The 13,443-nt window shown below is 65.7% G+C and carries 12 protein-coding genes; 7 read left to right on the forward strand and 5 right to left on the reverse strand.

Annotated elements, in window-relative coordinates:
- Positions 1–153: 153 nt before the first annotated feature.
- Together AC1Q7Q_RS34935 and AC1Q7Q_RS34940 are read right to left on the reverse strand one after the other, a co-directional pair.
- The gene (locus AC1Q7Q_RS34935) at positions 154–1,392 is read right to left on the reverse strand and encodes a branched-chain amino acid ABC transporter substrate-binding protein (protein ID WP_492374562.1); all 1,239 of its coding nucleotides are present in this window, start codon (positions 1,390–1,392) and stop codon (positions 154–156) included.
- Positions 1,393–1,540: 148 nt separating this feature from the next.
- Positions 1,541–3,166, reverse strand: a complete 1,626-nt coding sequence (locus AC1Q7Q_RS34940) for a 3-(methylthio)propionyl-CoA ligase (protein WP_492374561.1) — start codon at positions 3,164–3,166, stop codon at positions 1,541–1,543.
- Positions 3,167–3,482: 316 nt separating this feature from the next.
- Between AC1Q7Q_RS34940 and AC1Q7Q_RS34945 the strand changes: the two genes are divergently transcribed.
- The 5 genes from AC1Q7Q_RS34945 (at position 3,483) to AC1Q7Q_RS34965 (ending at position 7,515) form a co-directional block, all read left to right on the forward strand.
- Entirely contained in the window at positions 3,483–5,123 is a 1,641-nt protein-coding gene (locus AC1Q7Q_RS34945; RefSeq protein WP_477133974.1) for a protein adenylyltransferase SelO, read from the forward strand.
- A 137-nt stretch (positions 5,124–5,260) separates the two neighbouring features.
- On the forward strand, positions 5,261–5,707 hold the full coding sequence (msrB, locus tag AC1Q7Q_RS34950) for a peptide-methionine (R)-S-oxide reductase MsrB (protein ID WP_492374560.1): 447 nt from the start codon (positions 5,261–5,263) through the stop codon (positions 5,705–5,707).
- A 70-nt stretch (positions 5,708–5,777) separates the two neighbouring features.
- The gene (locus AC1Q7Q_RS34955; RefSeq protein ID WP_174426400.1) at positions 5,778–6,317 is read left to right on the forward strand and encodes a septation protein A; all 540 of its coding nucleotides are present in this window, start codon (positions 5,778–5,780) and stop codon (positions 6,315–6,317) included.
- A gap of 84 nt (positions 6,318–6,401) precedes the next feature.
- Positions 6,402–6,716: a BolA family protein gene (locus AC1Q7Q_RS34960; RefSeq protein WP_150990287.1), complete on the forward strand. Its 315-nt coding sequence runs from the start codon at positions 6,402–6,404 to the stop codon at positions 6,714–6,716.
- A 4-nt stretch (positions 6,717–6,720) separates the two neighbouring features.
- Positions 6,721–7,515 carry a peptidylprolyl isomerase gene (locus AC1Q7Q_RS34965; protein ID WP_150990285.1) on the forward strand — a complete coding sequence of 265 codons (795 nt, stop codon included), beginning with the start codon at positions 6,721–6,723 and terminating at the stop codon, positions 7,513–7,515.
- An 88-nt stretch (positions 7,516–7,603) separates the two neighbouring features.
- Here the strand turns inward: AC1Q7Q_RS34965 and AC1Q7Q_RS34970 are convergent, their stop codons facing one another.
- Positions 7,604–8,245 (reverse strand): TetR/AcrR family transcriptional regulator, encoded by a 642-nt coding sequence (locus AC1Q7Q_RS34970; protein WP_492374558.1) that lies wholly within the window; start codon positions 8,243–8,245, stop codon positions 7,604–7,606.
- 108 nt (positions 8,246–8,353) lie between these two features.
- Here AC1Q7Q_RS34970 and AC1Q7Q_RS34975 point away from each other — a divergent pair, with 108 nt between their 5' ends.
- Positions 8,354–10,021 carry an acyl-CoA dehydrogenase family protein gene (locus AC1Q7Q_RS34975; protein WP_492374557.1) on the forward strand — a complete coding sequence of 556 codons (1,668 nt, stop codon included), beginning with the start codon at positions 8,354–8,356 and terminating at the stop codon, positions 10,019–10,021.
- Positions 10,022–10,054: 33 nt separating this feature from the next.
- Here AC1Q7Q_RS34975 and AC1Q7Q_RS34980 read toward each other — a convergent pair whose 3' ends face one another.
- Both AC1Q7Q_RS34980 and AC1Q7Q_RS34985 read right to left on the reverse strand, forming a co-directional pair.
- Positions 10,055–11,266, reverse strand: coding sequence for an HD-GYP domain-containing protein (locus AC1Q7Q_RS34980; RefSeq protein ID WP_492374556.1), 1,212 nt, complete (start codon positions 11,264–11,266; stop codon positions 10,055–10,057).
- A gap of 79 nt (positions 11,267–11,345) precedes the next feature.
- Entirely contained in the window at positions 11,346–12,047 is a 702-nt protein-coding gene (locus AC1Q7Q_RS34985) for a helix-turn-helix domain-containing protein (protein ID WP_492374555.1), read from the reverse strand.
- A gap of 183 nt (positions 12,048–12,230) precedes the next feature.
- Between AC1Q7Q_RS34985 and AC1Q7Q_RS34990 the strand changes: the two genes are divergently transcribed.
- Positions 12,231–13,397 (forward strand): NAD(P)/FAD-dependent oxidoreductase, encoded by a 1,167-nt coding sequence (locus AC1Q7Q_RS34990; RefSeq protein WP_492374579.1) that lies wholly within the window; start codon positions 12,231–12,233, stop codon positions 13,395–13,397.
- The last annotated feature ends 46 nt before the right edge of the window (positions 13,398–13,443 follow it).

The raw sequence follows: 13,443 nt of genomic DNA on the forward strand, positions 1-13,443 counted from the left end.
CCAGTTGGCGGCCACCGATCGGCCGGTCGGAGAACGGGCGCGCGCGGGTGAGCGCCGCCCACCCGAAAGCGGCATGCGCCGCGCCGGGTCGACCGAAGTATGCAGGATCGGGTGGCGCGCCGGAACTGGCCGCGCCATCCGCCGCGCGCGAGCTTAGCCCGGGCGCTTCATCTGGCAGGAAGTCGGCTGCGCTGCCACGTACTGATCCATCAGCGCATCGGTCTTCCAGCCAAAGCCGGTGTTTTCCTGGTCGAACTTGACCTCCTTGCCGTCAACCTTGGTCCAGGTAGCCACCACCAGCGACTGCTGGGCCTGGTGATCCGAGCCGCGCATCTCCACCGTGCCATTCAGGCTTTCGGCCTTGAGGCCTTCGAGCGCCTTGGCCACCTTGACCGGATCCGTCGACTTGACGTCCGTGAACGCCTTGCCCAGCATGGCGATGCCGGTGTATGCGGCCATCACGTAGAAGTCATCGTTGTACTTCTTCTTGAAGCCTTCGATGACGTCCGCGCCCTTGAAGCCCTTGTTGTTGGGGTTGTAGTAGCCGACGTACTTGACGTGCCCGGCTTCCGACGGACCCATGGCGGTCGGCACGCCGGTGGTGGCGGCGTAGTAGGTGTAGTAGTTGGTGCTCAGGCCCGCGTCCTTGCCGGCCTTGATCAGCAGCGCGAGGTCGCTGCCCCAGTTACCGGTGATCACCGTGTCGGCCCCGGAGGCCTTGATCTTGGCCGCATAAGGGGCAAAGTCCTTGACCTGCGCCAGCGGGTGCAGGTCTTCGCCGACGATCTGGATGTCCGGACGCTTGCGCTTCAGGTATTCCTTGGCGGCGCGCGCCACCTGGTGGCCGAAGGAGTAGTTCTGATTGATCAGGTAGACCTTCTTGACGCTGGGATCCTTGGCCAGGTAAGTGGTCAGCGCCTCCATCTTCATGTCGGAATTGGCGTCCAGGCGGAAGTGCCAGTAGTTGCACTTGCCGTTGGTCATGTCCGGATCCACCGCGGCGTAGTTCAGGTAAACGATCTCCTTGCCCGGATTACGCTCGTTGTGCTTGGCCACCGCGTCTTCCAGCGCCAGGCCCACGGAGGAGCCGTTGCCCTGCACGATATAGCGGATGCCCTGGTCCACCGCCTGCTTGAGGATGGTCAGGCTTTCCTGTGGCGAGAGCTTGTTGTCAAAGCCAACCACTTCAAACTTGTTCCCGCCCCCCCAGTTCTTCTGGTTGGCGATGTCCGCGACAAACTGCCAGCTCTTTAGCTGGTTCTGCCCCACCGGCGCCATCAGGCCGGACAGCGGGTCGATAAAGGCGATCTTCACCGTATCGGCAGCCGCAACCCCGGAACCCATTGCCGCGAAAATGGCCGTAGCTGCCACGAGCGGACGCAATCTGATCATGCTTGTCTCCTTCGGTTTTATTGTTGGCTGTGGTTGATCCCGATTCGCGGCGGCGCTCTCTCCCAAGACCGCGCGCGCCGCAAACCTGTCCTGCAATCGCCGGCATCAACGCCCGGCAAGCATTGGCGGCTCTATGGCCGCCTTGGGGTCAGGCCGCCGGCAGGCGGTAGTCCTTGAACTGCTCGCGCAGCTTGAGTTTCTGCATCTTGCCAGTAGCGGTGAGCGGAATCTCGGTGACAAAGGCAACGTCGTCGGGGATCCACCATTTGGCGACCTTGCCTTCGAAGTACGTCAGCAATTCCTCGCGCGTCACCTCGGCGCCGGCCTTCTTCATCACCACCAGCAGCGGGCGCTCGTCCCACTTGGGGTGATAGCAGGAAATGCAGGCCGCCATATGCACCGCCGGGTGGGCGGCCGCCACGTTCTCGATATCGATCGAGGAGATCCACTCGCCGCCGGACTTGATCACGTCCTTGCTGCGGTCGGTGATCTGCATGTAGCCGTCGGGGTCGATGGTGGCCACGTCGCCCGTGGGGAACCAGCCATCCACCAGCGGCGACGCGTCGTTGCGGTAGTAGTGCTCGATCACCCAGGGGCCGCGCACGTGCAGGTCGCCGAACGCCTTGCCATCCCAGGGCAGCTCGTTGCCGTCGCCGTCGACGATCTTCATGTCCACGCCGTAGATCACGCGGCCCTGCTTTTCCTGGATCTTCTGCTGTTCGTCTTCCGGCAGGTCATTGTGGCGCGCCAGCAGCTTGCAGGACGTGCCCAGCGGGGACATCTCCGTCATGCCCCAGGCGTGAATGGTCTCCACGCCGAGCGCCTTGAGCGCGCGGATCATGGCGGGCGGCGCCGCCGAGCCGCCGATCACGGTGCGATTGAAGGTGGAGAACTTGAGATTGTTGGCCTGCACATGCTGCAGCAGGCCCAGCCATACCGTGGGCACGCCGGCCGAGAAGGTCACCTTCTCCTTCTCGAACAGCTCGTAGACCGAAGCACCGTCCAGCTTGGCGCCCGGCAGCACCAGCTTGGCGCCCACCAGCGGCACCGAATACGGCAGACCCCAGGCGTTGACGTGGAACATCGGCACCACGGGCAGGATCACGTCACGCGCCGAGCAGCCCAGCGCGTCCGGCAGCGCCGATGCGTAGGAGTGCAGCACGGTGGAGCGATGCGAATACAGCGCGCCCTTGGGGTTGCCGGTGGTGCCGGAGGTGTAGCACAGGCTGGAGGCCGTGTTCTCATCGAACTGCGGCCACGTGTAGTTGCCGTCCTGCGCGTCGATCAGGTCCTCGTAGCACAGCAGCGGCACCTTGGCTTGCGCCGGCATGTGCGAGCGGTCGCTCATCATCACCCAGCCCTTCACGCCCGGGCAATGCGCCGCCACGCCTTCGACCAGTGGCAGGAAGGTGGCGTCGAAGAACACGTACTGGTCTTCGGCATGGTTGATGATGTAGGCGACCTGCTCTGGGAACAGGCGCGGGTTGACGGTATGGCATACCGCTCCCGAGCCCGATACGCCGTAGTAGATCTCCAGGTGACGATAGCCATTCCAGGCCAGCGTGCCAACACGGTCGCCCGACTGCACGCCCAGCGCGGCGATGGCCTGGGCCAGCTTGCGCGAGCGCAGCTCGCAATCGCGGTAGGTATAACGGTGCAGATCGCCTTCGGTCCGTCGCGAGACGATTTCCGTGCCGCCATAGTGGCGTGCGGCGTGCTTGATGATGGAGGAAATGAGCAGGGGTTCGCTCATCATTTGACCCATCAATGCCATGGAATAGTCTCCTGTAATTTTCGAAATCCGTCAAAAAAACGAACAACCGTTCTATTTTTGGGCCGATTGTTGCCATCCATTGATGAAACGTCAACGGGAATCCGTTGTGCAGCGCCATATCCGGGAGGCCGGCGGGCTGCACCCCGGCACCATGGCGGTGCGCCAGGGGCGGGATTCAAGGGATATCCGGAAACATTGTGGTGACAACGACGGTCAGAGATGCGAATGACGGCGTGGAAGTACAATAACGCCTGCCATGTTGCACCTCAACATGTCGTTTTCCCTAGCCTGCAAGCGCACTTGCGCGAAATCCGACATGCCGGCGCTGCACCGCCCAGCCACCCATAGTGATGCCCCAGTGAACTCTCCCGAGCCAACCGACGCCCCCCAAGCCTTGCCAGACCCCGCCGGCCCCGCCCCATTGAATGCTGCCGAGCCGCGGCCGCCGTTTACTGCCGTGCCTGGCTTTGCGGAACTCGGCCCGCGCTTCTTTACACGGCTCGCGCCGACGCCGCTACCCTCCCCCAGGCTGGTCAGCGTGTCGGCCTCCGCAGCCGGGTTGCTGGGCTGGGATGCGGATGCCGCAACGCAGCGTAGCTTCATCGAAACTTTTGCAGGAAATCACGTGCCCGAGTGGGCAGATCCCCTCGCCAGCGTGTACTCCGGCCATCAGTTCGGGGTCTGGGCGGGGCAGTTGGGCGACGGCCGGGCGATACGCCTGGCCGAGGCGCGCACCGCCTCCGGCCCCTGGGAAATCCAGCTCAAGGGCGCCGGCATGACGCCCTACTCGCGCATGGCCGATGGCCGCGCCGTGCTGCGCTCCTCGATCCGGGAATACCTGTGCTCCGAGGCGATGCAGGCGCTGGGCGTGCCCACCACGCGCGCCATGTGCATCATCGGATCGGACGCCCCGGTGCGCCGCGAGACCATCGAGACCGCCTCCGTGGTGACGCGCCTGGCGCCGTCCTTTATCCGCTTTGGCCATTTCGAGCATTTCGCGGCCCGCGAGGACCTCGGCTCGCTGCGCCAGCTGGCGGATTTCGTGATCGACCGCTTCATGCCCGAGTGCCGCGACGACAAGCAGCCCTACCAGGCCCTGCTGCGTGAAGTCTCCCTGCGCACCGCCGACCTGATGGCCAGGTGGCAGGCCGTGGGCTTCTGCCATGGCGTGATGAACACCGACAATATGTCGATCCTCGGACTGACCATCGACTACGGCCCCTTTGGCTTCCTCGATGCGTTCGACGCCAACCACATCTGCAACCATTCCGATTCGCAAGGCCGCTATGCCTACAGCCAGCAGCCGCAGGTTGCGTTCTGGAACCTGCACTGCCTGGCCCAGGCACTGATGCCGCTGTGGCGAGAGGGCGATGGCAAGGCCGACGCCGAAACCAGCAAAGCGGCCACCGACGCCGCGGTAGAAGCCGCGCGCGCCGCGCTGGATCCGTTCCGCGAACGCTATGCCGCAGCCTTCTTCCAGCAATACCGGGACAAGCTTGGCCTGCGCCCGACGGGCGGCCCCGATGCCGACGACGAGCCGCTGCTGACTGACCTGTTCCAGCTGATGCACGCCCAGCGTGTGGACTACACCTTGTTTTGGCGCAACCTCGCCCGCATCTCCTGCGCCGATGGCAGCCAGGATGCCCCGGTGCGTGACCTGTTCCTGGACCGCGCGGCGTGGGATGCCTGGGCCGAGGCCTACCGCGCCCGCCTGCGTGCCGAGAACTCCGTTGACGCCGTGCGCGCTGTGGCCATGCTGGCGGTCAACCCGAAGTACGTGCTGCGCAACCACTTGGCAGAAACCGCCATCCAGCGCGCGCGCGAGAACGATTTCAGCGAGGTGGATCGCCTGCTGGCCGTGCTGTCGCGCCCGTTCGACGAGCAGCCGGAGGCCGAGGGCTACGCCGCGCTGCCGCCGGACTGGGCAGCCGGGCTGGAAGTGAGCTGTTCGTCGTGAAGGCGCGGCACCACTGCAAGCACCGTAAGGTTTGACAGGCAAGAAACGACCAACTGGCCTCGGGTGACGAAAAGCGGGCTGCGCAACAAGCTGTGCGCCGGCCAAGTCTCCCGGCCAACGAGAAAGGAAAGCCGATTATGACCACGCAAAAAACCGAAGCCGAGTGGCGCGAGCAACTCTCCGACATCGAGTACCGCGTTGCCCGCGAAGCCGCCACCGAGCGGCCCTTCACCGGCCGCTACTGGGATCACTGGGAGCGCGGCACCTACCGTTGTGTCGGCTGCGGCACACCGCTGTTCGAAGCCAGCACCAAGTTCGACGCCGGTTGCGGCTGGCCGAGCTACTTCCGCCCGATCAACGGCGAGGTGATCGACGAGCACACCGACCACACGCACGGCATGGTCCGGGTGGAGGTTCGCTGCAAGGAATGCGGCAGCCACCTTGGCCACGTTTTCGAAGATGGCCCCGCGCCCACCGGTTTGCGCTACTGCATCAACTCGGCTGCGCTAAAATTCGACCAGCGCGACCCTGCCGACCTCAACGCGGGTGACGCCGCGCCGACATCGCCCGACACGCCGCGCTAAGCCCGAACCGCCCGCGCGGCGGTTCGCCGCCAACCAAGCCTTCGACCTTGCGTCGCTCAATCCTGTTCGCATGAAATTCCTGTTCGACCTGTTTCCGGTCATCCTGTTCTTCGTCGCCTTCAAGTTCGCTGGCATCTATGCCGCCACCGGCGTGGCGATCGCCGCCACCGTGGTGCAGATCGGCTGGGTCTGGCTGCGCCACCGCAAGGTCGAGCCGATGCAGTGGGTCAGCCTGGCGATCATCTCGGTGTTCGGCGGCGCCACGCTGCTGCTGCATAACGAGACCTTCATCAAGTGGAAGCCCACCGTGCTGTACTGGCTGTTTGCCGCCACGCTGACCCTGTCGGCGCTGATCTGGCGCAAGAACCTGATCCGCGCCATGCTGGGCAAGCAGGTCACCATGCCGGAAGCCGCCTGGGGCAAGCTCAACGCCGCCTGGGCCGCTTTCTTCGCCGTGATGGGCGTGGTCAACCTCTATGTGGCCTACCAGTTCTCCACCGACGCCTGGGTCAACTTCAAGCTGTTCGGCAGCATGGGCCTGATGCTGGTGTTCATCCTGGCACAAAGCGTCTGGCTGTCCCGCCACATGCAGGAAAACACCCCCGAGTAAGCGCACCGGCGGGCCCAGCCCGCCGCGCCTGCCTCGATTGATCTCCCGGCTCCGGCCGGGCCCCACCAGGATACGCATTCACCGATGGCCGCAGAACCCGCACAAATCGAAGCCCTGCTGCGCGCAGCCCTTTCGCCGTCCAGCATCGAAGTACGCGACGACAGCGCGCTGCACGCCGGCCACGCCGGCGCCGCCTCCGGCGGCGGGCATTACCACGTCACCATCGTCAGCGCGCAATTTGCCGGCAGCACCCGGGTGGCGCGCCATCGCATGGTGTATGATGCGCTGCGCGATCTATTCCCCGCGCAAATCCACGCGCTGGCGGTGACCGCGCTGACTGACCAAGAACTTGAATCCCGCGAAACCTCCCGCGATTCCTCGAGCAACTCTCAGATCTGATTCCATGAAGACCACAGTCCTCTCGTTCAGCCTGGCGGCTGTGCTTGCCGCTGGCAGCTTGCCCGCCCTCGCCCAGAACGCCGCCGTCGTGAATGGCAAGGCGATCCCCTCGGCCAAGCTGGACAAGCTCGTAGCCGGCACCGGACAGCCTCCCAGCGCAGAACTGCGCGACCGTGCCCGCACCATGCTGATCGACCGTGAGCTGCTGCTGCAGGAAGCCAACAAGCGCGGCCTGACCCAGCGCGACGACCTGCAGGAACAACTGGAGCAAGCCAAGCTGAACGTGCTGGCCGGTGCCGTGTTCGAGGACTACGTCAAGACCCACGGCGCCAGCGACGACGAACTGCGCAAGCAGTACGACAAGATTAAGTCCCAGTTCGGCAGCGGCAAGGAATACCACGCCCGCCACATCCTGGTCGAGAAGGAAGCCGACGCGCGCGCCATCATCGCCAAGATCAAGGCCGGCGCCAAGTTCGAAGACATGGCCAAGGCCTCGTCCAAGGACCCGGGCTCCGCAGCCAACGGCGGCGACCTCGACTGGGCCAACAGCAGCAGCTACGTGCCGGAGTTCTCGGCCGCCATGACCGCGCTGAAGAAGGGCCAGATGACCGAAACCCCGGTCAAGACCCAGTTTGGCTGGCACATCATCCAGCTCGACGACACCCGCGACGCCAAGATCCCGACGTTCGAGGAAGTCAAGCCGCAGCTGGTGCAGATGCTGATGGGCGACCAGAACTGGCAGCGCGAGCAGTTCCAGGCAATGATGAAGTCGCTCAAGGACAAGGCCAAGATCCAGTAAGTGGACCCGGGCTTGCCGTGACGGGAAAACCGGCGCCGATGGCGCCGGTTTTCATTTGCGCGAGCGGGATACCGCTGGTTTGCTCCCTTCAGCCTTCCTGCCCGCCAAGCGTTCGCAGGTATCCATGCGCTGCGCCCCGCAGTTGTCGCATCAGCCGCGAGAAATCGATCCCCTCCCCCTCATCGATGCAAGCATGCGAGATCAGGCCATAGACGATGGCCTGCAGCGTCACCGAGGCCTCCTCGACCACCGCGGCCTGCGGCGCGTCGGCCGCGCATAGCAGCGCCCGGCTCCACCCGTTCACAAACCGTGCGTACATCTTCTGGTAGGCCGCGCGCCCCGAGTAATGCCGCTCCAGCAGGTAGATCGGCCCCCAGCGCTCCGGCGTCTCCCGGTGGTGCTCTACGTTGACGGCGATCAGCGCATCCACGATGGCCGCCATCGATTCGCCCCGGCACTGCGCCAGGTAGCCGTCCATCGCCAGCACGATCCGCTTGGCGCGCAGGTGCAGGCACACCTGCGCCAGCTCCTCCTTGCTGCCGAAGTACTCGTAGAACGTCCCCAGCCCCACGCCGGCCAGGTCCACGATGGCGCGGATCGTCACGTGCCCATAGTCCTGCCCGGCCAAAAGCCGAACAAAGGCCTCCTGGATGGCCAGGGAGGTCTGCCATGAGCGCGACTGCACCGGCCTGCGGCGCGGCTTTGCCGGGCCTTTTTGCTGTGGGTTCATGGTGCTCCGAAAGCCGAACATGCAGGCTGGCCATTCTATCTAGAATGACCTTTCGAATCTAACGGGTGGCGGCAAGCCCGGCCGCCCGGCCCAAGGAGACAGCCCGCCATGAACGCCATGAACGCCACCCACGCCACCCACGCCACCCACGTCATCACCAACCAGGTCCCGGAGCTCAAGGACTACAACCTCTACACCAGCGACCCCGGCATCCGCCGCGCGGTTGCCCGCGCCGGCGCGGGATGGAACGAGGGGGAACTCGAACGCCAGGGCGCGGTGCTCGGCGCCGAGCAAACGATCCGGCATGCGGAAGATGCCAACCGCCATCATCCCGAGCTGCACACACACTCGCGCATCGGCGAGCGCATCGACCAGGTGCGTTTTCACCCGGGCTGGCAGGCGCTCATGACCATTGCGCGCCGCAGCGGGCTGGCCAACCTGCCCTTCGCCGATACGCGCCCCTCGGCCTGGGCTTCCTACGCAGCCTCGCTCTATATGCATAGCCAGATCGAATCCGGCTCGCTGTGCCCCACCAACATGACCCAGGCCTGCATCCCCGTGCTGCGCAAGGAGCCGGGATTGTTCGCGCAGTTCGGCGACAAGCTGCTGACGCAGGCCTACGACCCGCGCGACCTTCCCATCGAGCACAAGCACGCGATCAACGTGGGCATGGGCATGACCGAGAAACAAGGCGGCTCAGACGTGCGCGCCAACACCACGCGCGCCATGCCCAGCCGCGGCGAGGGGCGTGGAGCCGAGTACCTGATCACCGGCCACAAGTGGTTCTTCTCCGCGCCGATGTCGGATGCCCACCTGGTGCTGGCGAACACCGAGGCCGGCTCCTCCTGCTTCTTCGTGCCGCGCTGGCGCCCCGACGGCAGCAAGAACCCCATCGAGATCCAGCGCCTGAAGGACAAGGTGGGCAACCGCTCCAACTCCAGCAGCGAAGTCGAGTTCCGCGCTGCCTGGGGCATCATGGTCGGCGAGGAAGGCCGCGGCATTCCCACCATCCTGGAGATGGCCACGTATAGCCGGCTTAACTGCTCGCTATCGAGCGCCGGTTTCCTGCGCCAGGCACTGGTGCAGGCCCTGCACTACGCGCGCCACCGCAGCGCCTTCGGCAAGCCGCTCATCCGCCAGCCGCTGATGGTCAGGCTGCTGGCCGACATGGCGCTGGAGGCGGAGGCAGCGATGCTGCTGGCGATGGACCTGGCCACCGCCTTCGAAGCCACCGACGACCCCGCCCGCCTGGCATGGCGCCGCATCCTCACGCCCGCTTCCAAATTCTGGATCTGCAAGCGCGCGGTGGAGATGACCGGCGAGGCCATGGAAGTGTTCGGCGGCAACGGCTATGTGGAAGATGGCCCCATGGGCCGGCTGTTCCGCGAAGCCCCGGTGAACTCGATCTGGGAAGGCTCCGGCAACGTGATGTGCCTGGACGTGCTACGCGCCATCGGCCGCAACCCGGACGACTACCTGCGGGTGCTGGAACACATGAGCGTGGTCGGCGCGGACGAGCCGCGCATCCAGGCCAGCGTGGCGGCATTGCGCGCGGCGCTGCGCCTGCCCGAGGAAGAGCAGCAGGCCGAGGCACGCCGCACCACCACGCGGCTGGTGCTGACCGCCCAGGCCTGCTTGATGCTCCAGCATGCCGATGCGGCCACAGCCGACGCCTTCCTTGCCAGCCGCTTCGACCCCGAATGGGGCGCCGTCATGGGTATCAGCGCGGGCGGGGGCAATGCCGCGCGCATCGTGGAGCTGGCCTGGGCCGCCTGACGCCAGCATGGCATTGCCGCACCGTGGCCGGGATCAAGCCGCGCAGAGCTCAAGCAACTGCTCGTCGCGAAAGCCCCATTGCGCCGGATCCTCGAACCCCACCACGGTGTCCTCCGTCTCGCGCAGATCGAGCGTCTCGGGGCCGAGGTGAGCGGCCTCGCTCACCGAGTAGAACACCTTGACCTGCGGGCGCAGCGGCTCGTTGTCGTTCTGCGCGAAGACCACCGCCAGCCGTCCGGAACGCAAGCGCAGCACCGTGCCCAACGGATAGATGCCAATGGACCGGGTGAAGGCCTGGAACACGGTACGATCGAACAGCGTATCCACCCGCACCGCCATATACTCCAGCGCCCGCGCTGGTGTCCACGCCTGGTGCCCGGGCCGGTTGGAGGTCAGGGAATCATAGGCGTCGCACACCGCGGCGATCTTGGCGTGCACGCTGATCTCGTTGCCATGCAGGCCAAACGGGTAGCCGCGCCCGTCGATGCGCTCGTGGTGGTGCATGCAGACATCGAGCGGAATATTGCTGTAGAGCTTGGCCTCGTTGAGGACGCGGTAACCCACCGAAGGATGGCGCTGCACCATCGCTACCTCGGCGGCGGTCATCTCGCCCTGCTTGTGCAGCACGTGCGTGGGCACGGAAATCTTGCCGATATCGTGCACCAGGCCCGCCAGCCCGAGCTGTTGCACCGCGGCATTGTCCAGGCCAAGGGTGCGGCCGAGCGCGATCATCAGCGCGCAGACCGCGAAGGAATGCAGATAGGTGTAGTCGTCCCGCACCTTGAGCCGCGCCAGCGCGATCAGGGCCTGCGAATGGCGGGTCAGCGAATTCGATACGGAGTCGACCAGCATCAGGGCGCCCTCCACCTCCAGCGCCCGGCCCATGCGGGCATTCGTGAACATCGACCCGACCACCGCCTTGCCGTTCTTCATCACCTCCCGGGCCAGCCCGAACTCCACCTCCAGCGGCACCCCCGACTGCGGCACGGCGCCGGCCGGCTCGTCCGCGACGGGCTTCACGCTCAAGGATCCCGATGCCGCGAGTTGCGCGGGCGGCGGTACACCCTTGCCCTTGAGCAGATCGATCCAGACCTCCTCGACCTTGGAGGCGATCATCTGGTCGATCTGTTCCTGGCTATTCACCAGGAACCGGGACCGCCAGAAGGGATGCTCCAGCCATGCCCCCCCCACCCTGGCCACGAACATTCCGACTTGAAGCTGTTGGGTCTTGATCCGTTTCAGCATGCCAGCTCCTCGCGTACAGATTGAATAAGGCGTGGCCGCTTAACGGCAAGGAGACGGAATACTTTAGGGCTTCAACGCTTCAACCCTTACCCTGCGGCCGCCTGGCGGCAGGTTTCAGCGCGGCTTCCGTCTCCCCGGCCTGGGCGGACTTCATGAAGCTGCTTTCGCTGGTCATCACGCCGACGATCCGCGCGAGCTGGCGGCTGAGGCTGATGTAGGCGTGGCCCATGCGGGCATCGAAGTACAGCGAGTCGCCGCGCGCCAGATGCACCCGTTCGCCGCCGTCGAAATGCACCTCGATCTCGCCGGAGAGTACGTACACGAACTCCTCCCCGGGATGGCGCGCGAAATCCTCGGGCCCCGCGATACGGCGCGCGTGCACGGTGCTGACCACCGGAATCATCTGCTTTCCCACCGCCTCGGTGCCGAGGAATTCATAGGAAAACGACACGCCCCGATAGGTCACGCCCTCTCCGGCCCGCGTCACGACGGGCCCCTGGAATGGCGCAGTCTTCGCGCCGGCGCCCGCGAACATCGAGCCCATGTCCATCCGCAGCGCCTTGCCCAGCGCGGCAAAATTCTCGTAGCCCAATGCCAGCTGCCCACGCTCCGCGCGCGAAATGGTGGTGATCGACACGCCCGACAGCTCCGCCAGATGTGCCAGCGTCCAGCCAAAGGCCTTGCGCGCACTGCGCAGACGCTTGCCAAAGGTCTCGCGGTCGAGCGTGCGCGACTCTTCGCTATCGTCGCTGCCGCGCCCCGGGGCGATGTGTGTTTTCAAGCCTGCGTCCTTTTTTCCGTTGGAGCGGATGCTATCAGACGGCGCAGCCGGGTACATCCCATGCCGCTCACTTTAGTGCAAAATTTGCGTATCCGCAATTTGCATATTCGCAAATTCTTGAATACACTCACTCGCATTCCAAAGCACCAGCGCCCCACGAGCGCGCTCAGCCCCACCACCATCATGCGCACAACTCACGCTGCTTCGCCGATCTCAGCCGACTACCTCGTCATCGGGGGTGGCATTGCCGGCGCGTCCGTCGCGCACTGGCTCGCGCCGCATGGCCGCGTCATCGTGCTCGAGCGCGAAGCCCAGCCTGGCTACCACTCGACCGGCCGTTCGGCGGCACTTTTCATGGAGAGCTATGGCACCCAGCAGGTACGCGCGCTGACCATGGCAAGCCGCGCTTTCCTGCAGGACCCGCCGCCGGGCTTTGCCTCGCATCCGCTGCTCACCCCGCGCGGCGCGCTCATGATCGCCGGCCCGGGACAATTGCCGCTGCTCGAAGCGCACTGGGAGGTGCTGCGCGCCATGGACCCCGATGCGCGCCGCCTGAGCGCCGAGCAAGCACGCGAGCGCGTGCCGGCGCTGCGGCCAGAACAGGTGCTGGGCGCCGTGTATGAGCCCAACGCCGCGGACATGGATGTGCATGCCATCCACCAAGGCTATCTGCGCGGCATGCGCCAGGCCGGCGGCAAGCTGGTGTGCGATGCCGAAGCCAGCGCCATTGCGCGCGTGCGGGACCACTGGCGCGTGGAAGCGGGCGGGGCTGTATACGAAGCGCCCGTGCTGCTCAACGCCGCCGGCGCCTGGGTCGACGCCATTGCGCGACTGGCCGGCGTGCAGCCGCTGGGAATCGAGCCCCGCCGCCGCTCCGCGTTCATCTTCGCGCCGCCCGCGGACATGGATACGGACCACTGGCCCATGGTCTTCGGCGCCGGCGAGGACTGGTACTTCAAGCCCGATGCCGGCATGTTGCTGGGCTCGCCGGCCAATGCCGATCCGGTCGAGCCGCAAGACATCCAGCCCGAGGAAATGGATATCGCGCTCGCCATCCACCGCATCGAGGAAGCCACATCGCTGTCGATCCGCCGCCCCACCCGCACCTGGGCCGGGCTGCGCTCCTTCGTCGCCGACGGCGACCTGGTCGGCGGCTTTGACGACGCGGCCCCCGGCTTCTTCTGGGTCGCTGGCCAGGGCGGCTATGGCATCCAGACTTCGGCCGCCATGGGCGACACCTGCGCCGCGCTTGCGCGCGGCTTGCCCGTGCCCGCGCATCCCGCATCGTTCGGCCTGACCGCCGAGATGCTAGGGCCCGCGCGGCTGCGCCGCCTCGCTGGCCCGACCTGAATCGCGTCCCCCCCCAAATCGCCAATCGCCAAATTGACCAGGAGTT

The sequence above is a fragment of the Cupriavidus sp. GW823-FHT07A04 genome (assembly GCF_058794615.1).